Raw genomic sequence first — 25,120 nt, forward strand, 5'->3', positions numbered from 1 at the left:
CATGTCCCGTTTCGCGACCGTTGGCCTGCCTTTGATCCTGGTTGCCCTGAGTGGGTGTAATCGATCCTCCGAGGTGAGTTTCTCACAGGACGTGCAGCCTATTATCAGCAAACATTGTGCTGAGTGCCATTTACCCAACGGGCAGGGGCATGCCGCCAGTGGCTTTCTGGTCGAGTCCTATGACAGCCTGATGAAGGGCACCAAGTTCGGTCCGGTAGTGGTTCCGGGGGACGCGGTGTCGAGCAGTCTCTATCGCTTAGTGGCCGGTGAGGTCGATGAATCCATTCGCATGCCGCACGGCAAGGATCCACTGCCTACTGCCGAGATTGCCGTGATCGAGGCCTGGATCACCCAGGGTGCCAAAAACAATTGATGCGCCTTAATCCACACAGGCGCCAAGCGCGCGAAGGTCCGTCATGTATCGACTGAGCCTTTAAAAGCCGGTCGGCGTACCGGCGTGTTTGGCGTCTTTGTGGTTCCAGACTCGACTCCAGCTTGGAGCACTGCAAGACGACATGGTCTGTGGGCGTGGTGTTTCATCCGCCATTGATCGTCCGACGCGTTTCAGCGTTGGTGTACAGCGGCCACTTCAGCCGCCGGCCCCACAGAAACGTCACAACTTCCTCACGATTCCCACCGAGTTCCTCCTTGTTTGTTTGCCACACTCGTTGGCAGGCCACAATGATCGAGGACATCCACATGTCAATCAGTCGATACTCTCAAACCGCCGCCACAGCGCTTTTTTGCATCATCGGCGCCTCTGTCACCGGCGTGAGCGCCCAACCCAATGGTGGTCATGGCGGCGATCCAGGCGGTATGCACCACAGACCGCCACCGCCCCCTGAAGCCATCGAGGCCTGTGCCGAGCTGACCGTGCAGGAGGCCTGTCAATTCACCAGCCCACGAGGCACCGTGGAAGGACTCTGCATCCTGCCGCCAAACGGAGACCAGACCCTGGTCTGTGCGCCCAACTTTTCGGCACAGAGGAGCACCGATCCCTATGCCATCGTCGACACCGGGCAAAGCGCCTGCTATGCCGACAGCGGCGATGCAATCGCCTGTCCAGCCCAGGGACGCGCCTTTTCCGGGCAGGATGCTCAGCACCAGGGCCAGGCGCCCAATTTCGCCGACAACGGCGATGGCACCATTATCGACAGGGTCACCGGCCTCATCTGGCAGCAGAGCACGGACACCAATGGCGACGGTCTCCTGAACGTCGCCGACAAGCTCAGCTATGCCCAGGCACTCAGCTATTGCGAAAACTTGAGCCTCGCCGATCAGGACGACTGGCGACTGCCTGACATCAAAACGCTCTATTCGCTGATCGACTTCCGCGGTCGGGATCCGAGCGGCTACGAGGAGACCGATACCGCCGGCCTGATCCCCTTCATCGATACGACCTATTTCGATTTCGCCTATGGCGATACCAGTGCCGGGGAGCGCATCATCGACGCCCAATATGCCTCCAGCACCCTGTACGTCGGCGGCGACCTCCTGTTCGGCGTCAACTTCGCCGACGGGCGGATCAAGGGCTATGGCCTCAATCTGTTTGGGCGTGAAAAGACCTTCCCGGTCCTCTGCGTGCGTGGCCATGAAGCCTACGGATACAACGACTTCGTCGACAATGGCGACGGCACCATCAGCGATCGCGCCACCGGTCTTATGTGGGCACGCGACGACAGTGGCAGCGACATCCCCGGCGGACTCAACTGGGAACAGGCTTTAGCCTGGGTCGAATCGCAGAACACAGCGCGGTATCTGGGCTACAGCGATTGGCGCCTGCCCAACGTCAAGGAGCTGCAAGGTCTGGTGGACTATAGCCGCTCGCCTGAGACCACCGCGAGCGCGGCCATCGATCCGCGCTTCAACGCCACCGCCATCATCAACGAAGCGGGCCAGACCGACTTTCCCTTCTACTGGAGAGCAGCACCACCCACGCCAACTGGACGGACAATCCCAGCTCGGCGGGCGCCTATGTCGCCTTCGGTCGCGCGCTGGGGTTCATCGATGGTCAATGGGTCGACATCCACGGCGCGGGCGCACAACGCAGTGATCCGAAAGCCGGTGATCCAGCTAACTTCCCCACCGGTCGCGGTCCTCAGGGTGATGCGATCCGTATCTACAATACGGTGCGTCTGGTGCGCGATGATCGGAGGTGGCCATGAGTGGTGCGCTCAGCGGTCTCGGCGGTCTGTCATCGATGATGCAGGGCATGGGGGCGATGGCCAACCGGCCGTGCCCCGATCCATCGCAGATGGCGGAACAACTGGTTTCCACGCTCGATACCAGCGGCTAGGGCTGGCCCGATGGAGGGACTCGAAATAGATGCGCATCGGTCTTACGGCGAAGCTCCTGCTCATGCTCGGCGTCACCAGCCTGGTGTCGGTGCTGGCCATGGCGCTCGCGGCCCGCTGGAGCTTCCAGCACGGCTTTCTCGACTACCTGGGCCAGCAGGAGCTTGCGCGAATCGCTCCGCTGCGCGAGGTGCTGCGTCCCATCTATGCCCGTGACGGATCCTGGGCGTATTTCGAGCATGCCCCCCGTGCCTGGCCGCGTTTCGTCGATGACAGCCTCAAGCCGGATCGCGCGCGACGCCCCCCAGGGCCACCTCCTGGGGCACCGAATGAGTCCGGCAAGGAATCGCCCCCAGGTCCGCATGTGCAGGACGCCCCAACACCGCACGAGCCAGGGCCGCCGCGTCACCTATCAGGTCCGGCTCCGGGTCCGGGGCGGCCCCCGCCGCCCCCGCCGCGAGAACTCTTGGGTCTGCGAGTCCACCTGCTGGATGCCCAGGGCCGCCAGGTGGCCGGCGCGTCGCCGATTGCTCAAGAGCCCTTACGCCTGCCGATCGAGCTGGACGGGGCCGTGATCGGCTGGCTGCTGCTGTCGCCCCCGCAGTGGTTCGAGGACAATCTCGCCCAGCGTTTCAACAGCCAGCACAATCGCTCGCTGGCCTGGATCTCGGTCGGCGTGCTCGCCCTGGCGCTCCTGGTCGGTTGGGTGTTCGGTGAGGGGCTCCTGCGGCGCATCCAGAACCTGGCGCGCGGGTCGCGTCAGCTGGCCGGTGGGGACTTCGGCACCCGCATCCTCGACCAGGGCCACGACGAGCTGAGCGCCCTGTCTGAAGATTTCAATCGTCTGGCTGCGACCTTGGAGCGCAACGAGGAACTCAGGCGCCGCAGCATGGCCGATGTGTCCCACGAGCTGCGCACCCCGGTCGCCGTGGCCCGTGCCGAGCTGGACGCCCTGATCGACGGCATCCGGCCCTGCAACAAAGCGAACCTGGAGCAGGTCCAGGGTCGGCTCCTGGCACTGGTGCGGTTGCTGGACGACCTCTACGACCTGGCCCTGTCGGACGCGGGCGCGCTGGCCTATCGCTTCTCACCGCTGGATCTCGGCGAGACCGTCCAGGCAGCGATCTCGCAGATGGAGGACGCCTTCGCGCGCCAAGGCATCGCGCTGTGTCTGGAGTGCGACGACGCGCTGCCGATGGACGGGGATCGCGGACGCCTGCGCCAGGTGCTCGACAACCTGCTCGGCAACAGCCTGCGCTACACCGATTCCGGGGGTGTGACGCGGGTCGTGGCGAGCCGTGAGGGAGCCTGGATTCAAGTGAGCGTTGAGGATACCGCCCCCGGCGTCGCGCCCGAGGCGTTGGAGCGCCTGTTCGACCGCTTCTACCGCGTCGAGGCCTCGCGCTCGCGCGCCAAGGGCGGCGCGGGGCTCGGCCTGGCGATCTGCCGCAACATCATCGAGGCTCATCACGGCCGCATCCAGGCCAGGGCCGCAGACGCCGGGGGCTTGGCCATCGATATCCGTCTACCGGCGTCGGACGACTGAATCCCAGGTCTCACGATTCGCTCACGATTCGCTCAAAGCGACGCCTCAGTCGGCTCTTAGACTGGAGCCACCTCAACGAAATCAGAGAGTCTGAGATGCGTAAGAATCGAACCAACGCCATGATGGCACTCCTCGTTCTGCTGCTTGCCGGTCTGGCGACGACCGCGTCCGCCAGGCCCGGTCCCGGCGATGGCCGACGCGGCCCGCCGCCCGAGGCGATCGCGGCGTGCAATAGCAAGAGCACAAACGATTCATGCAGTTTCACCGGTCGCCATGACGACACCATCACGGGCACCTGCATCACACCCCCGGACAGCGATCAGTTCGCCTGTGTGCCGGAGGGCGGCCCCCCGCAGCACGGCGGTCGCTGATCGGCTCGCCGGCATACCATTCCCCCCACGGGCAGGGACGCCCGACCTGAATCGCCAAATCCCGGCTGTGGTTCGGACGGCCCGGCGGAGGGATGCCTGCTCGCCGCTGAGTGTCCTGAGCATAGCGTCTCGCCTCACAATTTCCTCCAGGTTTCCCCCTCTTCGCACCCAGGTCGTCCTCCATCATCAGCGTGAGCTGACCACCACCCGAGCAGAAATCCGATATGACCGAACCCGCGACCAATTCCCTCCACGATCGATCCGACGCGCCCGCACTGCCGCGCCTCGACGATCTGGTCTTGAGCGACGACGGCCATGCCTTCGACCGCAGGACGGGCCGCAGCTTCTGCGTCAACCCGACCGGCCGACTGGTCCTGGAGCTGACCCAGGCCGGACGTCCGCGGCCAGAGGTCATCGGCGAACTCGCCGCACGCTATGCCCAGCACCCAGCGGTGGCCGCCGCCGCACTGGAGACCTTCTATAGCCAGATTCGGAGGTACTTTTCATGATCGCGCGTATCGGAGCGTCACCCTGGTCCCAGTGGAACCTCGCCGTGACGGGCATCAACGCGAGCCCGGAGAATCCGGGGCCGGGCTGCGCGGTCGCGCGCTGCCTCAGTGAAGCGAGCGGCTTTCGCGGACGCGTGCTGGGTCTCGGCTACGAGACCCTCGACGCCGGGCTCTATCAGCCGGACGACTGTGCCGGCGGCTACCTTCTACCCTATCCCGCCAGCGGCAGCCAGGCCTTGTTGGAGCGGCTCGACGACATCCTGAGTTGCGAGCGCATCGACGCCATCATTCCAAGCCTGGATGCCGAGCTGCCCAACTTCATCGACCTGGAGCCGACCCTGGCCAGGCGGGGGGTGCGCATGCTGCTTCCCAGTCGGGCCCAACTGCGCCGCCGCGACAAGGACCGGCTGCCGGCGCTGTGCGCCCAGGCCGGGGTGGCGACGCCACGGGTGCGGCCGATCAGCGACCTGCGCTTCTTCGAGCGCTGCACCAAACCCGAGGAGGGCGGTTGGACCTGGCCATTGGTGGTCAAGGGCGTGTTCTACGATGCCTTCGTGGTGCACGACCCGGAGGAGGCCGCCGAGCGGTTTCGCCAGATCGCCGACGCCTGGGGTTACCCCGTGCTGGTGCAGGAGCACGTCGCCGGGGAGGAGGTGAACCTGACTGCTTTGGGCGACGGCAGCGGGGCCTTGATCGGGCCAGTGATGATGCGCAAGCAGGCCGTCACCGACAAGGGCAAGGCTTGGGCCGGGGTGGCCATCGACGACAGCGATCTGCTCGCCGCCGGGGAGCGCCTGATGCGGACGCTGGCCTGGCGCGGCCCTCTGGAGCTGGAGCTGCTGCGCGACGCCGCCGGCACCCTGCATCTGATCGAGATCAATCCGCGCTTCCCGGCCTGGGTCTACCTCTCCCACGGGGTCGGACGCAATCTGCCGGTCGCCCTGCTGGCCCTGCTGCACGGAACCGCCGCCGCGAACCTGCCGCTGGCCGAGCCGCGTCCCGGGGTCACCTTTATCCGCCATGCCCGCGATCTGATCGTGGAGATGGACGACCTGGTAAGCGTGACCATGACGGGCGCCACCCGGCGTCAATCCGCAGAACCGCGCCACCGGTTGATCGCCTGATCCGGCGCGCCGCCTGACTGTCATTCCATCATCGTCGAGGACCATCGACATGCACGCAAACGATTGGGACGCTCCCAGCATCCGCCCCCTGGAATTCAACCGACTCAACAAATTCGGCCAGCGCCGGGCACGTCCCGAGACTCAGGATGCCATCGACGGCGTCGCCGTCGAGGCGCTGGTGGAACGCTTCGGCTCGCCGCTGTTCGTCACCTCCGAGGATCGACTGCGCTCCAATGTCAGGCGGCTGCGCCAGGCCTTCGTCTCGCGCGGGGTGGACCCCATCCACGGCTGGTCCTACAAGACCAACTACAACGCCGCCGTGTGCAGCGTCCTGCATCAGGAGGGCTCCTGGGCCGAGGTCGTGTCGCGCTTCGAGTATGAGAAGGCCCGCCGCCTGGGCGTGCCCGGCGAGCGCATTCTGTTCAACGGGCCGCACAAGCCGCGGGCCATCCTAGAGCGCGCCCTGGCCGAAGGGGCGCACCTGCACGTGGATCACTTCGACGAGTTGGCGACCATCGAGGACATTGCCCGTTGCCGCGGGGTTCCGGCGGCGGTGGCGCTGCGTCTGAACTTCGACACCAGTTTCACCGAAACCTGGAGCCGTTTCGGCTTCAACCTGGAGTCCGGCCAGGCTCGGGAGGCCATCGCCCGGGTCGAGGCCAGCCCGCACCTGACCCTGATGGGCCTGCACAGCCATATCGGCACCTTCATCCTCGACCCCCGCGCCTACGCCGCCCAGGTCAAGACACTGTGCGACCTGATGCAGGAAGTGGAAGCCGACGGCCAGACACGTCTTGCTTACCTGGACATCGGCGGCGGTCTGCCCTCGCGCAATGCCTTGCAAGGAACCTACCTGCCCCCGGAACAGGCGGTCCCGGATCTGGAGGACTATGCCGAGGCCATCTGCACGGCCTTTCTCGCCGGCACGGCCTACCGGCTGGACCAGGGCGAAGAGCGCCCGCGGCTGATCCTGGAGAGCGGGCGCGCGGTGGTGGACGATGCTCAGGTGCTGATCGCCTCCGTGGTCGGCCGCAAGGAACTGCCGGACGGGAATCCGGCGGTGATCCTTGATGCCGGCGTCAACCTGCTGTTCACCGCCTTCTGGTACAACCATCAGGTCCGCCTGGCCTCACCGCCACGGGGCGAGCCGCGCGCCACGGCGCTCTACGGCCCGCTGTGCATGAACATCGACGTGGTGCGCCGCTCAGTGCAGCTGCCGCCCCTGGCGCTCGGCGACCGGCTGGTGATCTCCCCGGTCGGGGCCTACAACACGACCCAGTGGTTGCAGTTCATCGAATACCGCCCGGCGGTGGTCATGGTCCACGGGGACCAGGAGGTCAGTGTGATCCGCCGTGCCGAGGATCTCGACACCCTCTGTGCCCATGAGCATCTGCCGGACCGTCTGCGCTGCAACTGGTCCGACGAGCCAGGTCTGATCGGGGCTGTGACTGGAGCCCAGCACGACCCGGCGCAGCTGTATCCGATCGAGCCGATCGGGCTACGGGCGGTGTCCTGACATGGCGCGTTTAAGCGCGCCCCGGGGCGTCGCCAAGCGGCTGTTGATCGCCTACGGGGCACTGTTCCTGGCCCCGGGGCCGGTGGCCGGGGCCTTGGTTCTGGCCGCGACACTGATCGTTCCGGGCGTCGGACTGCTCGGCCTGACGGCAGGCTTGGCCGCGCTCGGGACACGCGCCCTGCTGCGCCTGCCGGCCCTGGCCGGCGAGGCGGAGGTGCTGAATGCCATCTACGTCGGGCTGGTGCTCGGTGCCCTGCACGGCGGCGATGGACGATTGCTCGTCTTGGCCGCCCTGGGCGGGGCCTTGGTTGTGGTCCTGGCCTCGGCCTTGGAACCCTTGCTGCGACAGACCCGGGAACTGCCCCTGTTGGGGGCGCCCTTCCTGTGCGCGGCCTGGACCCTGTTGCCGGCGGCCAAGGCACTCGACATCCCGATGCAGACTTGGGACCTGGCTGTGTCGGCCCCGGACTGGCTGGGAACACCGCTCGCGACCGCGCTGAGCACCCTGGGTGCACTGTTCTATGTCCCCAATCCGGTGTCGGGGATGTTGGTGCTGGCGGCGGTGCTGCTCGTCTCTCCCGTGCTGGGGGTGCTGGCCCTCGCCGGGGGCGGCCTGGCTTGGGGCCTGGTCGCAGTCGCTGGGGATGCGACCGGAGGCACATTGCCCATGCTGGCCGCCTTCAACGGCGCCCTGACGGCCCTGATCCTCGGCTCCCAGACGCACCTGGGGCGACGCGGCCTGGCCGTGACGGCGGGAGGCGTTGTCGCCGCGACCGCCTTCTCGGCGGCCTTGCTCTGGACCCTCTGGCCCCTGGGCCTGCCACCGCTCTCGGCCCCCTTCCTGCTGGCGACCTGGCTGATGAGCGCCGCCCTGCGCCCGGAACGCAGCGCCTTCTGGGCGCGCCAATGGCTCCCGTTCCCCGCCCGCCCGGAGGAGGGTTTGAGCCTTCGACGTCTGCAACAGGCGCGTGGTGTCGACCCGGCCAGTGTCGCCCTGCGCCCACCCTTCGTCGGGCGCATGGAGGTCTCTCAGTCGATGGACGGCGCCCACACCCACCGCGGACCCTGGCGCTACGCCCTGGACTTCGTGCGCACCGAACGGGGTCTGAGCTTCCGCGGACAGGGCGCCGCGCTCACCGACTACTATGCCTTCGACCTGCCAGTCGTCTCACCGGCCTGGGGGACCGTGCTCGCCTGCCGCAACGACGTCCCCGACCATGCCCCGGGTGAGATCAACGTCCGGGACAACTGGGGCAATCACGTCCTGATCGGGATCGGTGGCGGCGATTGCGTCCTGCTCGCCCACCTGCGCCAGGGCAGTGTCCTGGTGCTCCCTGGACAGCCGGTTATGCCGGGCGTGCCCGTCGCCCGCCTTGGCAATTCCGGGCGTTCGACGCAACCCCATCTGCACCTCCACGTCCAGCGGGGCGACTGGCTCGGGGCGCCGACCCGTCCCTTTCATCTCGCCGGCTTCGTGGGCGACGACGGACGCTTGGTCCTGGACGGCAACCCGATGCAGGGCACGGCCGTCACCAACCCGACACCCAATGCGGGTCTGACCCAGGCGCTGCGACTGGCACCCGGACGGCAGTGGCGGTTCGCCGTGCCTGGGGGCGACTGGACATTGACTGTCAAGGTCGGACTCTATGGCGAGACCGAGCTGGTCTCCAACCGGGGAGGGCGTATCCTGGCCAGCCACAACGACCTGCTGTTCTCACTCTACCAGCGCGGCGGTGCCACAGACCCGACGCTGGATGCCTTCGTCCTTGCCTTTGGCCTTACGCCCCTGATCGAACAGGGGCATGGCTGGGACGACGCCCCCTCGGCCGGCGTGCTGGGGCTTGGCGTCCGGGACCGGCTGCGGGTCCGGCTAGGGTCGCCCTTGGGCGGCAACCTGGTCAGCCACTATGAGCGCCACTGGGACGGCAAACTCGGTCTTTGGGTCCAACGGGGCCAGCATCGGCTCGCCGCGCTCGGCGGTGCCATCCGTGCCGAGAGCGTCGGCTTGCTGAGCGAGACGGAGGGGCCTGTGGGCTTTCGGCTGGCCGTGCCGGGCCGCGAGGACATCGGGGCAGGGCTGGTGGGGGTGGGCAACCAGGGCGATCATGGCATCCCCGCCTGGTCGGCAGATCTGATCCCGGCGACAACGCGACTCCAAACGACCCCATGAGGCGTCTCTGTGTTCAGTGTCAGGTCGTCCTCGCCACCTTGGCCCAGACACTGGTCCTGGCGGAATTCAGCGTGCAGACCATCTAGAAGGGCGAAATTTCAGTTGAAAAATATCAGGTATTAAAGTCGAAAATGGAGCGATACTTGGATTTCGATCAGTGCCTAAGCGATTCGGTCCCAACTCTATACGAAGGAAACCTAAGCCTCGTGTCGTCCAAACCGAACATCAAAGAATTGCTCGTCGAGAGCGCCTGCGAACACAACAAAGACAAGAAAGGGTCGTGCAATGCCCCCAAGCCCGGAGCGACCACCGGCGGTTGTGCGCTCGACGGGGCTCAGATTGCCCTCTTTCCCTTTGCCGATGCCGCCCATCTGGTCCATGGCCCCATGTCCTGCGTCGGTGGGGCTTGGGAGACGCGCCTGACACCGACCAGCTGGTCCGGGCGCGACCTGACCCAGACCGGTTTTGCCACCGACATCAATAACAATGATGTGGTCTTCGGCGGCGAGAAGAAACTGGCCGCGGCGATCAACCATATCGTCGCAAACTATGCGCCCGAGGCCGTGTTCGTCTATTCGACTTGTGTCCCTGCCATGACCGGGGATGACATCGACGCCGTCTGCAAGCAGATGAGTGAAAAACACGGCACCCCCTGTGTGCCGGTGCATGCGCCCGGGTTCGTCGGCGCCAAGAACCTCGGCAGCCGCATCGCCGGGGAGGCCGTGCTGCGCCACCTGATCGGGACCAAAGAGCCGGAATACACGACTCCCTTCGACATCAACCTGATCGGTGAGCACAACAACACCGGCGAGCTCTGGCGCTACCGGCATCTGCTCGAAGAGCTCGGCATCCGCGTGCTCTCGACCTTCAGCGGCGACGGGCGCATCAGCGAGATCCGCACCGCCCATCGAGCCAAGCTCAATGTGATTGTCTGTGCCAAGTCCCTGGTGTCCATGACCCGCAAGATGCAGGAGCAATATGGCATCCCCTGGATTTCCTGCTCCTTCTACGGCAAGACCGATACCTCGGCTAGCATCCTGGCCATTGCCGAGGCTCTGGGCGATGCCGATTTGATTGAGCGCACCCGCGCCCTGATCGCTCGCGAAGAGGCGCGGCTGGAAGAGCAGCTGATGCCTTACCGAGCGATCTTTGCCGGGAAGAAGGCGGTGCTCAATACCGGCGGCAACAAGGCCTGGTCCATCGCCTCGGCGTTGCAGGATCTGGGGATCGAGGTGGTGGCGACATCGGTGCGCAAGTCGACGGAGGCGGATAAGGCTAAGGCACGAGAATACCTTGGGGAGAACGCCATTCTGATGACCGAACCGGCGAGCCAGCAGGCGAAGGTCATCGATGACACAGGCGCCCATCTGCTCCTGGCCGGTGGTCGTTCACTCTATACCGCGATCAAAAAGCGGATCGCCTTCACCGACGTCAATCAGGAAAAGAAGAAAAGCTACGGTGGTTACGACGGTCTGCTCGTCCTCGCCGAAGACCTCAAGAACTCACTGCAGAATCCGGTCTTCGAACTGGTCGAGAGGAAGGCACCATGGCAGAAGTAAGACGCAAGTCGGGCAAGCCGCTGCAGGTGAACCCGCATAAACTCTCGCAGCCGATGGGGGCGACCCTGGCGTTCCTGGGCGTCGACCGCTGCATGCCCTTGATGCATGGTGCTCAGGGTTGCGCCAGTTTTACCAAGGTGATGTTCACCCGTCATTTCTGCGAGCCCATCGCCCTGCAGACGACGGCGGTGAACGACGTGATCGCCGTGCTGGATGGCGGTGACTACAGTATTGTCGAGTCGATCAAGAACATCCGCGACAAGCTCATCCCGGAGCTGATTGGGCTGTATACCACTGGGCTGACCGAGACCAAGGGGGACGATATCCGTGGCGTCGCCAGCAAGATCGACGTGCCTCTGGTCTATGTCAACACCCCGGATTTCAAGGGCGGCCTGGAGAGCGGCTGGACTCTGACGACCCAGGCGCTGATCGATCAGCTCACCGCGCCCGGCGACCGGATCGATGCACAGAAGCTGGTCTTGGTCCCCCATGTCAGTATGCAGCCCATCGAGGTGGAGAAGCTCCGGGAGCTGATCGAGGCATTCGGCTTCAAGGTCGTGGCCGTTCCTGATCTGTCCTCCTCGCTGGACAATCATCTGGGTGAGAAACAGGCGTCCCTGAGCAGCGGCGGGGTGACGGTTGCCGAGCTCGAACAGTTGGCGGATGCCGCCTTCGTCATCACTGTCGGGGCCTCCGTCAAACCCGTCGGCGCGACCTTGCAGGCCAAGAATCCGGCCATCCAGCACCGGCACTTCAATCATGTAAGCGGTCTGGTCGGAACCGACGAACTGGTGGCCTGGCTGCTTGAGGTGAGCGGCCGGGACACGCTTCCGGCGGTCGTGGAACGCTGGCGCAAGCGGCTTCAGGACGCCATGCTCGACAGCCATTTTTCCATCGGGCAGACCCGTTTCCTGCTGGTCGCGGAACCCGATCATCTGGCCGCTATGGCCGCTTCATTGCGCGAGGTCGGGGGCAAGGTCACCCTGGCGATCGCCACGGTTGATTCACCCATCCTTACCGACATCGAAGCGGATCAGGTGATCGTCGGGGATCTCGAAGATGCCGAAAACATGCGCGATGCCTACGACATGATCATCGGCAATTTTCACACCGAGGCCCTGGCGCATCGCCTGGAGAAAAAGGCGGTCATGCGGGGTTTTCCCAATTATGAAGAGATCGGGGGCGCCTTGAAGCATGATGTGCTGTATGAGGGTGGCGCCTATTTTCTGTTCGAAATCGCCAATGCCGCCGAAAGAATGCGAGAAGCGCAGGTTCACCGTGAGCGTGAGCAGATCAAGCGGCAACGGATCGCGTAACGGCTTCGTCTGAAGCGTTCAGACCGTCCTCCGGAGGGGGCTTTCCGCCTCGGGGGTCAATCGGGCTCGTAGCGATACCCGACGCCGTAGACCGACTCGATGAACTGGCGCCCATCGAATTCCGACGCCAGCTTGCGGCGCAGATTTTTCACATGGGTGTCCACCGAGCGATCGGTCACCACGCGGTGGTCGTCGTAGAGCTCCTCGAGCAGACGCGCCCGGGACATGATGCGCCCGGGGTGTCGGTGGAGCGCGGCGAGCAGGCGGAACTCCCCGACGGTGAGACGCAGTGCGCGGCCTTCCAGGCGGGCCTCGTAGCGGTCCTCGTCCAACACGAGCCTGCCGCCACCGTCCGTATCAACCTCGCCGGCCGGCCGGGTGAGCATCTCGACGCGACGCAGCTGGGCCTTAACCCGCGCCACCACCTCCCTCGGGGCAAAGGGTTTGCAGATGTAGTCATCCGCACCCAGCTCCAGGCCCAGCAGGCGATCGATCTCCTCCACCCGGGCCGTCACCATGATGATCGGGACCGACGAGAAGGCGCGAAGCTCACGGCAGATTGCCAGTCCGTCGAGCCCCGGCAGCATCAGGTCCAGCAGGATGAGGTCGGGCGGGGCCGCGCGAACCCGAGCGACCACCGCCGCGCCGTCCTCGATGCGCTCGACCTCCAGGGCCGAGGCGCGCAGATACTCCTCGAGCACATCGGCGAGCGGGGTTTCGTCCTCGACGATGAGTACGGTCTTGGTCGCGGGGCGCATGACAGCCTGAATCTCCCTCGAATTTTCGGCCCCCCGGACAGTGGAGCCTCCGGCTCTATTCTCGCCGATCCATATCTCTGCGGCGAGCTTCATACCGCCGCCTTCTCCAGCTTCAGTCGCTGGTCTTGCTCAGCGTCGTGCAGGTGATAGCGATTCCCGCCTACATGGCCTGATCGGTGTGGCGTAGCAGGGTGTCGGCGCTCGCGGTACAGCGGCCACCTCGACAGCCGGCGCCACAGAAACGTCACAAATTCCACACGATTCCAACCAGGTTCCCCCTCGTTTGTTTGCCAAACTCTGTGGCACGTCACAATGATCGAGGATATACGGGTGCCCATCAGTCGACCCTCTCAAACCGCCACCATCGCGCTCTTCTGCATCATCAGCGCTTCTGTCACCAGCGTGAGCGCCCAGCCCAATGGTCGTCATGGCGGGGAGCCGGGCGGTATGCACCGCAGGCCGCCACCGCCCCCTGAAGCCATTGAGGCCTGCGCCGAGCTGAATGCACAGGAGGCCTGTCAATTCAACAGCCCACGAGGCACCGTGGAAGGACTCTGCATCCTGCCGCCAAACGGAGACGAGTCCTTGGTCTGTGCGCCCAACTTTTCGACACAGAGGAGCGCCGATCCCTATGCCATCGTCGACACCGGGCAAAGCGCCTGCTATGCCGACAGCGGCGATGCGATCGCCTGTCCAGCCCAGGGACGCACCTTTTCCGGGCAGGATGCTCAGCACCAGGGCAACACGCCCAATTTCGCCGACAACGGCGACGGCACCATTCTCGACAGAGTCACCGGCCTCATCTGGCAGCAGAGCACGGATACCAATGGCGACGGCTTACTGAACGTCGCCGACAAGCTCAGCTATACCCAGGCACTCAGCTATTGCGAAGACTTGAGCCTGGCCGGTCAGGACGACTGGCGACTGCCTGACATCAAAACGCTCTATTCGCTGATCGACTTCCGCGGTCGGGATCCAAGCGGCTACGAGGAGACCGATACCTCCGGCCTGATCCCCTTCATCGATACGACCTATTTCGATTTCGCCTATGGCGATACCAGTGCCGGGGAGCGCATCATCGACGCCCAATATGCCTCCAGCACCCTGTATGTCGGCGGCGACCTCCTGTTCGGCGTCAATTTCGCCGACGGGCGGATCAAGGGCTATGGCCTCAGTCTGTTTGGGCGTGAAAAAACCTTCCCGGTCCTCTGCGTGCGTGGCCATGAAGCCTACGGATACAACGACTTCGTCGACCATGGCGACGGCACCATCAGTGATCGCGCCACCGGTCTCATGTGGGCACGCGACGACAGTGGCAGCGACGTCCCCAGCGGACTCAACTGGGAGCAAGCCCTGGCCTGGGTCGAGTCGCAGAACACAGCGCGGTATCTGGGCTACAGCGATTGGCGCCTGCCCAACGTCAAGGAGCTGCAAGGTCTGGTGGACTATAGCCGCTCGCCTGAGACCACCGCGAGCGCCGCCATCGATCCGCGCTTCAACGCCACCGCCATCATCAACGAAGCGGGCCAGACCGACTTCCCCTTCTACTGGAGCAGCACCACCCACGCCAACTGGACGGAAAACCCCGGCTCGGCGGGCGCCTATGTCGCCTTCGGTCGCGCGCTGGGGTTCATCGATGGTCAATGGGTCGACATTCACGGCGCGGGCGCACAACGCAGTGATCCGAAAGCCGGTGATCCAGCTAACTTCCCCGCCGGTCGCGGTCCTCAGGGTGATGCGATCCGTATCTACAATACGGTGCGTCTGGTGCGCGATGATCGGAGGTGGCCATGAGTGGTGCGCTCAGCGGTCTCGGCGGTCTGTCATCGATGATGCAGGGCATGGGGGCGATGGCCAACCGGCCGTGCCCCGATCCATCGCAGATGGCGGAACAACTGGTTTCCACGCTCGATACCAGCGGCTAGGGCTGGCCCGATGGAGGGACTCGAAATAGATGCGCAGACGCGGGTCGTGGCGAGCCGTGAGGGAGCCTGGATTCGGGTGAGCGTCGAGGACACGGCCCCCGGCGTGGAGCCCGAGGCGCTGGAGCGCCTGTTCGACCGCTTCTACCGCGTCGAGGCCTCGCGCTCGCGCGCCAAGGGCGGCGCGGGGCTCGGCCTGGCGATCTGCCGCAACATCATCGAGGCCCATCGCGGCCGCATCCTCGCCAGGGCCGCAGACGCCGGGGGCTTGGCCATCGATATCCGTCTACCGGCGTCGGACGACTGAATTCCAGGTCTCACGATTCGCTCAAAGCGACGCCTCAGTCGGCTCTTAGACTGGAGCTACCTCAACGCAACAATTACAACCTGAGCGAGTGGTGGCTACATCTGCCGCTCAATGTACTCGCGCAGCACGTCATTCATGCGCGTCTGCCAGCCAGGGCCGGTCGCTCGAAAGGCTGCCATGACATCCTGATCAAATCGAATCGTGATGCGCTCTTTAGGGTGCTCGGCTTTGGGGCGTCCGGGCCGACGCGCGAGTGGACGCAGCTCGGCCATCTCCGTGTCGGTCAGTTCATGGGTGTCTGGGTCCGCCGCGATGCCTGCGCGAATGCGCTTGGTCTCTTCCTCGGTCGGAATGTGGTATTTCCTACCATTCTTGTCTGTGACGTACATAGTTTCTGACCTCTCTGGGCGTCGCTTCTCGCAGACTGACGATTCGGTAGTGGTCGTCCTCTTCGATGCAGATCGCGCAATAGAGCCGGTCGGCGATCGGAGCAAAGCATTGCAAGCGCAGCTCGCCATACGCTTCCCGATCATCTTCACGGCACACCATCTGATCCCACTCCAAGTTCTCAGCTAAGGCCAAGGACACGCCATGCGCGGCGATGTTCAAGCGGTCTTTGGCGAGATCAAAGGTGATATTCATAGATATTAGTGTATGTACAAAAATAAACCGATTCAAGGATTATTGTGCATACATTAACAAGATGACGTCACCGTGTTGCACCCGTGTGTGTAGTGGCCGATGCATCCTCACATTCTCCTCGCATTTCGCCTCTATGGTTCGATGATCGGAGGCCGATAAAGAATCTGCAATCCGTGACGGGCGCACATGAAGCCGCGCGTTTTATTTGATTACGAAGCCTTTTGCTTTGACGCAGTCTTGGAGAGAACAATGATCAACTCGATCAACAGCAACGTTGCTTCGGCCATGCAACAAGCTCCGAGGATGGATAAGTCGCAGTCGCTGTCTGAGGCGCAGCAACAGACCATCAAGGACACTTTGGCAAACTTCGATGCCGACAACCTCAGCGCATCCGATGCCACCTCCATCGCCAAGTCCTTCAGTGAAGCGGGCATTCGGCCGGGCACTGCCATGGAGTCGGCGATGAAGGATCTCGGGTTCGACGCGAAAGCGGTGGGCGAGATGGCCGGCGTGGAGCAATCTAGACCGATGGGGCCACCGCCGGGTGGAGGGAGGCACGGAGGAGGGGGACAAGTCGGTCAGTTGAACCTGAGCGACGAGATGATGAGCAGCCTCAACGACCTCTTGGAAGAGTACAGCAGCGGTACGCTTGAAGGCAGCGAGCGGGAATCAATGCTCACCGAGATCAAGGACATTCTTGCCAAGGGTGCCCCAGAAGGCGGACTGTTTAGCTTCACGGCGTGATCGAACGGTCCGGCGCCTATGCTCGTCGGGGTACTGGTGAGCTGTGCGTGAGACACCCGCCGCCCTAAACCGATTCAATCGGGCTCGTAGCGATACCCGACGCCGTAGACCGACTCGATGAACTGGCGCCCATCGAATTCCGACGCCAGCTTGCGGCGTAGATTTTTCACATGAGTGTCCACCGAGCGATCAGTCACCACGCGGTGGTCGTCGTACAGCTCCTCGAGCAAACGCGCCCGGGACATGATGCGCCCGGGGTGTCGGTGGAGTGCGGCGAGCAGGCGGAACTCGCCGACGGTGAGCCGCAGCGCGCGACCTTCCAGGCGGGCCTCGTAGCGGTCCTCGTCCAGCACGAGCCCGCCGCTACCGTCCGTATCAACCTCGCCGGCCGGCCGGGTCAGCATCTCGACGCGGCGCAGCTGGGCCTTGACCCGCGCCACGACTTCCCTCGGGGCAAAGGGTTTGCAGATGTAGTCATCCGCACCCAGCTCCAGGCCCAGCAGGCGATCGATCTCCTCCACCCGGGCCGTCACCATGATGATCGGGACCGACGAGAAGGTGCGAAGCTCACGACAGATCGCCAGTCCGTCAAGCCCCGGCAGCATCAGGTCCAGCAGGATGAGATCGGGCGGGGCCGCGCGAACCCGAGGCACCACGGCGGCACCGTCCTCGATGCGTTCGACCTCCAGGGCCGAAGCGCGCAGGTACTCCTCAAGCACATCGGCGAGCGGGGTCTCGTCCTCGACGATGAGTACGGTTTTGTTGGCGGCGGTGGGGCTCATGGCCGGCCTCTCCCTCGAATTCTCGGACCCCCGGACAGTGGGCCTCCGGCGCTATTCTCGCCGATCCATCTCCCGGCGGCGAGCCTCAGACCGCCGCCTTCTCCAGCTTCAGTTGCTGGTCTTACATCAGCGGTCTTGCTCCGCGTCGTGCAGGTGATAGCAATTCCCGCCGGCCGCCTTGGCGCGGTACATGGCCTGATCGGCGTGGCGCAGCAGGGTGTCGGCGCTCGCGACATCCGGCGGACTCAGGACCACCCCGATACTGGCTGAGACGCGGTGGGTCACGCCGTGCAAGAGGATCGGCGTCGTGGCTGCGGCCAGGACGCGCTCCAGGAGCAGGTGGCAGTCTTCCGCTCGCGCCAGGTCGTTGAAGAGCAGGACGAACTCGTCGCCGCCCAGTCGAGCCACGGTATCCTGTGCCCGTATCAGCTCGCGCAGCCGATCGGCAATGCTGATCAGCACCTCATCGCCCACCTCGTGCCCATAGTGATCGTTGATCGGTTTGAAGTCGTCGAGGTCGAGATAGCACAGCGCCATGGGCCGGCCCGAACGTCGGGTTCTGGCCAGCGCCTGTTTCAGTCGGTCCTCCAAGAGCCGCCGGTTGGGCAGCTCGGTCAGCGCATCATAGTTAGCGAGATGGTCCAGTTCCCCCTCGTGGGCCTTGAGATCGCTGATATCGGAGAAGACGCCGATATAGTTCTGGACCAAGCCTTCGGCATCGAGGACGGCCGAGATCGACAACAGCTCGGCGTAGAGCTGGCCATCCTGGCGACGATTCCAAAGCTCACCCCGCCAACACCCCTGGTGCCTGATCGCCTCCCACATCTCGCGATAGAAGGCTTCATCCTGGCGACCGGAGGCGAGGATGTTCGGATCCTTGCCCAGCACGCTCGCCCGCTCGTAGCCGGTGATGGCGCTGAAGGCGGGATTGGCGTCGACGATGCGGTTCTCGGCATCGGTGATGATGATGCCCTCAAAGCTGTGCGCGAAGACGCTGGCGGCGAGGCGCAAGTCGCGCTCAGCCTGCTTGCGCTCGGTGAGGTCTTCGAAGGTGCCGTAGACATGGGTGACCTTGTGGCTCCAGCGAGTCTCGGGATACCCCCGCGCGAAACACTGGCGCGTGCTGCCGTCGCGGCGTCGAGCGCACAACTCCAGGGCGTAGGGGGTGCCTTCGTTGATCACCGCGTCCATCGCCGTCTTGAGGCGCGCGAAGTCTTCGGGACAGAAGAGCCGGTGATGCTCGGTGAATGGCGGTACGCCCACGGCCGGGTCCATCTGGAAGATGCGAAACAGTTCCTCGGACCAGGTGACACTGTTCGTCTCGATCTCCATTTCCCAACTGCCGATATGGGCGAGCTGTTCGGTGCGGGCGAGCATGGTTTGCAGGTGACGCCGTTCGGCTTCCTCTTGCTCGTGCTCGGTCACGTCTTGAACGGTGCCGGAGAGCCGGACGACCTTGCCCTGGGCGTCCAGGTGGGGTGTGCAGAGGCTGATCATCCGGCGCTCCTGACCGTCGGGGCGGCGGATGCGCAACCTGAGCCGGTAGGGCTCTCCCCGCTGCGCAGCCCGGCTGACGGCCTGGTCGAATGCGCCCCAATCCTCGGGATGGATATAGCGACGATGCGCCTCGTAGCTCGGTGCGCCATCCTTGGGGTCCAGGCCCCAGATCGGAAACATGCCCTCCGACCAGCTCGCCTGTTTGGTGCGCGGATCAAAGGTCCAACTTCCGAGCTGGGCGGTTCGCTGTGCCCACAGCAGCAGCCGCTCCTGCTCGGCGAGGTGCTGATTTGTGTGCTCCAACGCGCCCACGACGGTGGCAACGCGCCGCTGCGCTTGTGTCTGCACCACGAAGATCAGTGCCAGCAGCAGACTGAGTGTGAGTCCGCTCAGGCCGATCCATGTCGCGATGTCGCTGGTTAGGGCGTACTCGAATGAGGGCGCGGCCGTGACCGCGACCGACCATTGACGCCCACCAAAGGTCACCAACTGGATCTTGCGCAAGCTCCCATTGGCCTCCGGGCTGATCCCCGCTGGCCCTGAGGTGAACAGCCGCTGCTCGGGCACCGGGCGCTCACCGTCGTAGACATCCAACCGCAGTCCGGGCCGCGCGAGGTCTGACTGTACAGGCCGCAGCACGTCTTGCATCAGGTCACGCATCCGCAGCGGCGAATAGACCCAGCCGAGCAGATTTGCGCGCCGCTCGGCCAGGCTGTCATGGGGAGCCACGGCCCGATAGACCGGCAGGAACAAGACGAAGCCCGGTTGGATATCGGTGGCACCCTCCTGCATCAAGGTCACCCGAGCCGACAGAGCCTCCGTCGCCTGATCCCGAGCACGGGTCGCCGCCTCCCAGCGCAGCGGTTCCGGGGCCATGTCATAGCCAAAGTCGCGCAGATTGCGACCGGAGAAGCGTTCGATATAGAGCACCGCCGCATAGAAAGGCCGCTCTCCCGCCGGATGGATTTTGAACTGCGGAAAACCTTCCCGATGCACGGCGGCGACCCGGGCGTCCTTCTCGTCATCAGGGATCAGGAGCAAGAAGCCGATCCCCTGGATGCCGGGATACTGATCCTTCAACTGGAGCGTCTCGAAATAGCGACGGAATCGCTCGTGCGTGATCCACTCGGGGACATCGAACAGACCAGCCGCCCCACGCAGCAACTGGGCGTTGTCCCGGAGCCGCTCGTCGATCAAGCCGGCGATCTTGCTCGCCAACTCACCGAGTTCTTCCTCCCGGTCCTGGCGCACATGCGCCTGAGCGATCGACCAAAGCCCAGCGGTCACCATGAGTCCGATGGCCAGGATCACAGCGGGCAGCCGGAACGGGCGCAGCCCGCCGAAGCGGCCGAGCGGGGGGCTGGAAGTCTTCTTTCGACGGTTGAGTAACAGCTGTTGATCCTCTGCGTTATAGACACAGCATACGCTATATGTGGCCGGGCCTGCCTCCGTGCAGGGATCGCCGTGGCGGACGCTCACCTCCCTGATGCTCCTGATTGGATCACGACCGTGACGCTAAACGCCGTTTGGAATCGGTTTGGAACTTGACAGCCGACAATTTAGCTCTACCATTAGCACTCGTTTCCAGTGAGTGCTAACAGGTCGATCTCAACACCGGCCTCGCGGCTACTCCATCATCCACTTCTCAACCTGATCGAGGAGCCATCCATGAACATCCGTCCCCTGCATGACCGCGTCGTCGTCCGTCGCATGGAAGAGGAGCGCACGACCGCCGGCGGCATCCTGATTCCGGATTCCGCCACCGAGAAGCCGATCCAGGGCGAGATCATCGCCGTCGGTCACGGCAAGATCCTCGACAACGGCAACGTGCGCGCACTCGACGTCAAGGTCGGCGACCGCGTCCTGTTCGGCAAGTATTCCGGCACCGAGGTCAAGCTCGACGGCAAGGAATTCCTGGTGATGCGCGAAGAAGACATCATGGCGGTCGTCGAGGGCTGAACGCCTTCCGCTCCTTGAGTCTCCACGCCTGTCCAAATCACAACAGAAATCTATTGAATCGAGGAATTTAGCAGCATGAGCGCAAAAGACGTGAAGTTCGGCGGTGATGCCCGTGTCCGTATGATGGAGGGTGTCAACATCCTCGCCAACGCCGTCAAGGTCACCCTGGGTCCGAAGGGCCGCAACGTGGTGCTGGAGAAGTCCTTCGGCGCGCCGACCGTCACTAAGGACGGCGTGTCCGTGGCCAAGGAAATCGAGCTCAAGGACAAGTTCGAGAACATGGGCGCGCAGATGGTCAAGGAAGTCGCTTCCAAGACCTCCGACATCGCCGGTGACGGCACCACCACCGCGACCGTGCTGGCTCAGGCCATGGTTCGCGAGGGTCTGAAGGCGGTTGCCGCCGGCATGAACCCGATGGATCTGAAGCGCGGCATGGACAAGGCCGTCGAGGCCGCCACCGAAGAGCTCAGAAAGCTCTCCAAGCCCTGCACCGAGAGCCGCGCCATCGCTCAGGTCGGCACCATCTCGGCCAACTCTGACGATTCGATCGGCAACATCATCGCCGAGGCGATGGAGAAGGTCGGCAAGGAAGGCGTCATCACCGTCGAAGACGGCACCTCGCTGCAGAACGAGCTCGACGTGGTCGAGGGCATGCAGTTCGATCGCGGCTATCTGTCGCCTTACTTCATCAACAACCAGCAGAGCCAGAGCGCCGAACTCGACGCGCCCTACATCCTGCTGCACGACAAGAAGATCTCCAACATCCGTGATCTGCTGCCCGTGCTCGAAGGTGTCGCTAAGGCCGGCAAGCCGCTGCTGATCATCGCCGAGGACGTCGAGGGCGAAGCCCTGGCGACCCTGGTCGTCAACACCCTGCGCGGCATCGTCAAGGTCTGCGCGGTCAAGGCGCCCGGCTTCGGTGATCGTCGCAAGGCCATGCTGCAGGACATCGCTGTCCTGACCGGCGCGACCGTAATCTCGGAAGAGGTCGGTCTGTCGCTGGAGAAGGCCACCCTGAACGATCTGGGCACCGCCAAGCGCGTCCAGGTCGGCAAGGACGAGACCACCATCATCGACGGTGCTGGTTCCGAGATCGACATCAAGACCCGTTGCGAGCAGATCCGCGCCCAGGTCGAGGAGACCAGCTCCGACTACGATCGCGAGAAGCTCCAGGAGCGTCTGGCCAAGCTGGCTGGCGGTGTGGCCGTGATCAAGGTTGGCGCCGCCACCGAGATCGAGATGAAGGAGAAGAAGGCGCGCGTCGAAGATGCGCTGCACGCCACCCGCGCCGCCGTCGAGGAAGGCATCGTGCCTGGCGGTGGTGTCGCGCTGGTGCGTGCGATTGCCGCGGTCAAGGATCTCACGGGCATTAACCACGATCAGGACGTTGGTATCGCCATCGCCCGTCGCGCGATGGAAGAGCCGCTGCGTCAGATCGTTGCCAACGCCGGTGAAGAGCCGTCGGTCATCATGCACAAGGTTGCTGAGGGCACGGGTAACTTCGGTTACAACGCCGCCAATGGCGACTATGGCGACATGGTCGAGATGGGCATCCTGGATCCGACCAAGGTCACCCGTTCGGCCCTGCAGAACGCCTGCTCGGTTGCTGGTCTGATGATCACCACCGAAGCCATGATCGCCGACGAGCCCAAGGACGACGCGCCGGCGATGCCGGGCGGCGGCATGGGCGACATGGGCGGCATGGGCATGATGTAAGCCCGAGCGCTCCGGGACGTTCGCGTCCCGGCCCAGCGTGACCAAGCCCCGCTTCGGCGGGGCTTTTTTTATACGCCCACTTTGCCGACGCATAGTGGCGGCTGTGCGCCGATATAACCGCCGCTGTTCGGCCTTTGAGGTCGTCTGCTGCTACCATACTCAGCTAGGCGCGGAGCAGCACGGCTCCTTACTCTTACCTCGGTGCGCACCAAGGTCGCCCGCTTAGGCCGCATCAACCCCGCCGCATCCCGAGCTGGGTTCTCAGCTGATGCCGCCAACCCGCCAACAGACAGCCCGCGCTCAGCCCTTCGCCATCAAGGTTGAGTAACGGCGTGTGCATTTACCGAGACAGAGGTTATTCATGAAGATCGCGATCTTATCTAGAAACCCAAAGCTATATTCAACGCGCCGCCTCGTCGAGGCCGCCACGGCGAAAGGACATGAGGTCCGGGTCTTAGACGTGCTGCGCTGCTATATGAACATCACCTCAATGCGCCCCCAGATTCACTACCGTGGCGAGAAGCTTGAGGGTTTCGACGCGGTCATCCCACGCATCGGCGCGTCAGTGACCTTTTACGGCACCGCGGTGTTGCGCCAGTTCGAAATGATGGGGGTGTTTCCGCTCAACGAGTCGGTCGCACTGACCCGCTCCCGCGACAAACTGCGCTCGCTGCAACTGCTCTCGCGCAAGGGCATCGGGCTGCCGGTGACCGGCTTCGCCCACAAACCGGACGACATCCAGGATCTGATCAAGATGGTCGGCGGCGCTCCACTGGTGATCAAGCTGCTCGAAGGCACCCAGGGCATCGGCGTCGTACTGGCGGAGACGCAACAGGCCGCCGAAAGCGTCATCGAAGCCTTCATGGGCCTGAACGTCAATATTCTGGTGCAGGAGTTCATCAAAGAGGCTGGCGGCGCCGACCTGCGCTGCTTCGTGATCGGCGACAAGGTGGTGGCGACCATGAAGCGCCAGGGCAAGGAGGGCGAATTCCGCTCCAACCTGCACCGGGGCGGCACCGCCACCGTGGTCCGCATCACGCCGGAGGAGCGCTCCACGGCCGTGCGCGCTGCCCAAACCATGGGACTCAACGTCGCCGGCGTCGACCTGCTGCGTTCCAATCATGGCCCGGTCGTTATGGAGGTGAACTCCTCACCGGGGCTGGAAGGCATCGAGGGCTCGACGGGCAAGGATATCGCCGGCATGGTGATCGACTTCATCGAAAAACACTCATCCGCCGGCAACACACGCACTCGCGGAAAGGGCTGATCGATGCGCGCGCCCTTTGTCATACAGGGACAGTCGGTCGCGGCGGACCAGCGCGCGATGATTGATGTAACTCTGCCCAAGCTCAACTCGCATACCAGTCTCTCCATGCCGCTGCATGTCGTGCATGGGCGTAAAGACGGCCCACGACTGTTCGTCAGCGCGGCCGTGCATGGCGATGAACTGAACGGCGTCGAGATCATTCGCCGCCTGCTTGAGTCAAAGGCACTGCGCCGGCTCAGCGGAACCTTGGTCGCGGCGCCCGTGGTCAACGTCTACGGCCTGATCCACCAATCGCGTTACCTGCCCGATCGGCGCGACCTCAATCGTAGCTTTCCCGGCTCGGCGTCCGGTTCGCTGGCCGCCCGCGTGGCCTATCTCGTCATCAACGAGATCGTTAAACACTGCACCCACGGCATCGATCTGCACACGGGAGCCATCCATCGGACCAACCTGCCGCAGATCCGCGCCAATCTCGATGATCCCGAGACCGACACTCTCGCCCGCGCCTTTGGCGTCCCGGTCCTGCTCAACGCGACGCTGCGCGACGGCTCGCTGCGTGAGGCCGCGGCGGCACTCGGCATACCGATGTTGTTGTACGAGGCGGGGGAGGGCCTGCGCTTCGATGAGATATCCATTCGCGCTGGACTCAACGGCATTCTGAATGTGATGCGGGCGCTCGGCATGCTCTCACCGTCGCGTCAGCGCGCGCGCATTCCCGCGCCGTTCATTGCCCGCTCCAGCAGTTGGACGCGCGCACCCGAGAGCGGCCTGTTACGGACCCTGGTCCCACTCGGCGCTCAGGTGCAGCGCAAAGAACTGCTCGGCTACATCAGCGATCCCTATACCGGCACCCAGTATGAGGTGCGAACACATATCGGCGGTGTCGTGATCGGCCGCACGCAGACCCCGCTGGTACACGAGGGTGAAGCGCTTTATCACATTGCCCGCTTCCGCGACGATCACGACGATGTGGCGGACGAGGTGGAAGCCTTCCAGCAAACGCACATGGACAACGATGAGGCCATCGTCCTGCCAATCGTTTAGCCACCGGTGATCGTTCGGGTTCTACACGGCGGCTTCGTTGCGCGCCTCACGCAGAACCCCCAGAGGGCATTGCCCGG

Annotated in this window: 23 protein-coding genes; 18 read left to right on the top strand and 5 right to left on the bottom strand. The window is 64.1% G+C overall.

The genetic code is table 11. The features are described 5' to 3' along the window. Positions 1-73 precede the first annotated feature (73 nt). The 10 genes from GJ668_RS10660 (at position 74) to nifN (ending at position 12,405) form a co-directional block, all read left to right on the top strand. The gene (locus GJ668_RS10660) at positions 74-373 is read left to right on the top strand and encodes a c-type cytochrome domain-containing protein (RefSeq protein WP_343032205.1); all 300 of its coding nucleotides are present in this window, start codon (positions 74-76) and stop codon (positions 371-373) included. Between the two features lie 326 nt (positions 374-699). Continuing rightward, the gene (locus GJ668_RS10665) at positions 700-2,325 is read left to right on the top strand and encodes an Lcl C-terminal domain-containing protein (RefSeq protein WP_186343032.1); all 1,626 of its coding nucleotides are present in this window, start codon (positions 700-702) and stop codon (positions 2,323-2,325) included. Then, positions 2,326-3,840: an ATP-binding protein gene (locus GJ668_RS10670; RefSeq protein WP_155450135.1), complete on the top strand. Its 1,515-nt coding sequence runs from the start codon at positions 2,326-2,328 to the stop codon at positions 3,838-3,840. 95 nt (positions 3,841-3,935) lie between these two features. Continuing rightward, positions 3,936-4,211 carry a hypothetical protein gene (locus tag GJ668_RS10675; RefSeq protein WP_155450136.1) on the top strand — a complete coding sequence of 92 codons (276 nt, stop codon included), beginning with the start codon at positions 3,936-3,938 and terminating at the stop codon, positions 4,209-4,211. Between the two features lie 224 nt (positions 4,212-4,435). Continuing rightward, entirely contained in the window at positions 4,436-4,720 is a 285-nt protein-coding gene (locus tag GJ668_RS10680) for a PqqD family peptide modification chaperone (RefSeq protein WP_155450137.1), read from the top strand. After that, entirely contained in the window at positions 4,717-5,844 is a 1,128-nt protein-coding gene (locus GJ668_RS10685) for an ATP-grasp domain-containing protein (RefSeq protein ID WP_155450138.1), read from the top strand. Before GJ668_RS10680 ends, GJ668_RS10685 begins: the two co-directional genes overlap by 4 nt. A gap of 49 nt (positions 5,845-5,893) precedes the next feature. Further along, positions 5,894-7,360 carry an alanine racemase gene (locus GJ668_RS10690; protein WP_155450139.1) on the top strand — a complete coding sequence of 489 codons (1,467 nt, stop codon included), beginning with the start codon at positions 5,894-5,896 and terminating at the stop codon, positions 7,358-7,360. 1 nt (position 7,361) lies between these two features. Beyond that, a complete protein-coding gene (locus GJ668_RS10695) occupies positions 7,362-9,530 on the top strand; it encodes an urea transporter (RefSeq protein ID WP_155450140.1) in 2,169 nt (722 codons plus the stop codon). 143 nt (positions 9,531-9,673) lie between these two features. Beyond that, positions 9,674-11,089: a nitrogenase iron-molybdenum cofactor biosynthesis protein NifE gene (gene nifE, locus GJ668_RS10700; RefSeq protein ID WP_246194787.1), complete on the top strand. Its 1,416-nt coding sequence runs from the start codon at positions 9,674-9,676 to the stop codon at positions 11,087-11,089. Then, positions 11,077-12,405, top strand: coding sequence for a nitrogenase iron-molybdenum cofactor biosynthesis protein NifN (gene nifN / locus GJ668_RS10705; RefSeq protein WP_155450141.1), 1,329 nt, complete (start codon positions 11,077-11,079; stop codon positions 12,403-12,405). Before nifE ends, nifN begins: the two co-directional genes overlap by 13 nt. A gap of 56 nt (positions 12,406-12,461) precedes the next feature. On the opposite strand, the gene GJ668_RS10710 is transcribed toward nifN, so the two are convergent. Further along, positions 12,462-13,163, bottom strand: a complete 702-nt coding sequence (locus GJ668_RS10710; protein WP_155450142.1) for a response regulator — start codon at positions 13,161-13,163, stop codon at positions 12,462-12,464. 330 nt (positions 13,164-13,493) lie between these two features. On the opposite strand from GJ668_RS10710, the gene GJ668_RS10715 reads away from it, so the two are divergent. The 3 genes from GJ668_RS10715 to GJ668_RS10720 are packed head-to-tail and all read left to right on the top strand — an operon-like array spanning position 13,494 to position 15,392. Beyond that, the gene (locus GJ668_RS10715) at positions 13,494-14,957 is read left to right on the top strand and encodes an Lcl C-terminal domain-containing protein (protein WP_343032206.1); all 1,464 of its coding nucleotides are present in this window, start codon (positions 13,494-13,496) and stop codon (positions 14,955-14,957) included. Further along, positions 14,954-15,088, top strand: coding sequence for a hypothetical protein (locus GJ668_RS20930; protein ID WP_281350208.1), 135 nt, complete (start codon positions 14,954-14,956; stop codon positions 15,086-15,088). The genes GJ668_RS10715 and GJ668_RS20930 overlap by 4 nt, the downstream gene beginning before the upstream one ends. 10 nt (positions 15,089-15,098) lie before the next feature. After that, the gene (locus tag GJ668_RS10720; RefSeq protein ID WP_155450143.1) at positions 15,099-15,392 is read left to right on the top strand and encodes an ATP-binding protein; all 294 of its coding nucleotides are present in this window, start codon (positions 15,099-15,101) and stop codon (positions 15,390-15,392) included. 95 nt (positions 15,393-15,487) lie between these two features. Here GJ668_RS10720 and GJ668_RS10725 read toward each other — a convergent pair whose 3' ends face one another. Beyond that, positions 15,488-15,781, bottom strand: a complete 294-nt coding sequence (locus GJ668_RS10725; protein WP_155450144.1) for a BrnA antitoxin family protein — start codon at positions 15,779-15,781, stop codon at positions 15,488-15,490. After that, complete coding sequence (locus tag GJ668_RS10730) at positions 15,756-16,034, bottom strand: BrnT family toxin (protein ID WP_155450145.1); 279 nt, start codon at positions 16,032-16,034, stop codon at positions 15,756-15,758. The genes GJ668_RS10725 and GJ668_RS10730 overlap by 26 nt, the downstream gene beginning before the upstream one ends. Positions 16,035-16,283: 249 nt before the next feature. Between GJ668_RS10730 and GJ668_RS10735 the strand changes: the two genes are divergently transcribed. Then, on the top strand, positions 16,284-16,778 hold the full coding sequence (locus GJ668_RS10735; protein ID WP_155450146.1) for a hypothetical protein: 495 nt from the start codon (positions 16,284-16,286) through the stop codon (positions 16,776-16,778). A 74-nt stretch (positions 16,779-16,852) separates the two neighbouring features. Here the strand turns inward: GJ668_RS10735 and GJ668_RS10740 are convergent, their stop codons facing one another. Both GJ668_RS10740 and GJ668_RS10745 read right to left on the bottom strand, forming a co-directional pair. Next, positions 16,853-17,560: a response regulator gene (locus GJ668_RS10740; protein ID WP_155450147.1), complete on the bottom strand. Its 708-nt coding sequence runs from the start codon at positions 17,558-17,560 to the stop codon at positions 16,853-16,855. Between the two features lie 126 nt (positions 17,561-17,686). After that, complete coding sequence (locus tag GJ668_RS10745) at positions 17,687-20,368, bottom strand: CHASE domain-containing protein (RefSeq protein WP_155450148.1); 2,682 nt, start codon at positions 20,366-20,368, stop codon at positions 17,687-17,689. Between the two features lie 357 nt (positions 20,369-20,725). On the opposite strand from GJ668_RS10745, the gene groES reads away from it, so the two are divergent. The 4 genes from groES to GJ668_RS10765 all read left to right on the top strand — a co-directional run bounded on the left by groES (position 20,726) and on the right by GJ668_RS10765 (position 25,043). Continuing rightward, complete coding sequence (gene groES, locus GJ668_RS10750; RefSeq protein WP_155450149.1) at positions 20,726-21,016, top strand: co-chaperone GroES; 291 nt, start codon at positions 20,726-20,728, stop codon at positions 21,014-21,016. A 75-nt stretch (positions 21,017-21,091) separates the two neighbouring features. Continuing rightward, on the top strand, positions 21,092-22,732 hold the full coding sequence (gene groL, locus GJ668_RS10755) for a chaperonin GroEL (RefSeq protein WP_155450150.1): 1,641 nt from the start codon (positions 21,092-21,094) through the stop codon (positions 22,730-22,732). Positions 22,733-23,093: 361 nt separating this feature from the next. Further along, positions 23,094-23,999, top strand: coding sequence for a 30S ribosomal protein S6--L-glutamate ligase (gene rimK, locus GJ668_RS10760; protein ID WP_155450151.1), 906 nt, complete (start codon positions 23,094-23,096; stop codon positions 23,997-23,999). Between the two features lie 3 nt (positions 24,000-24,002). Next, a complete protein-coding gene (locus GJ668_RS10765) occupies positions 24,003-25,043 on the top strand; it encodes a succinylglutamate desuccinylase/aspartoacylase family protein (protein ID WP_155450152.1) in 1,041 nt (346 codons plus the stop codon). Positions 25,044-25,120 lie beyond the last annotated feature (77 nt).

Origin of the sequence: Allochromatium palmeri (assembly GCF_009720725.1) — a bacterium.
Classification (GTDB): Bacteria; Pseudomonadota; Gammaproteobacteria; order Chromatiales; family Chromatiaceae; genus Thermochromatium; species Thermochromatium palmeri.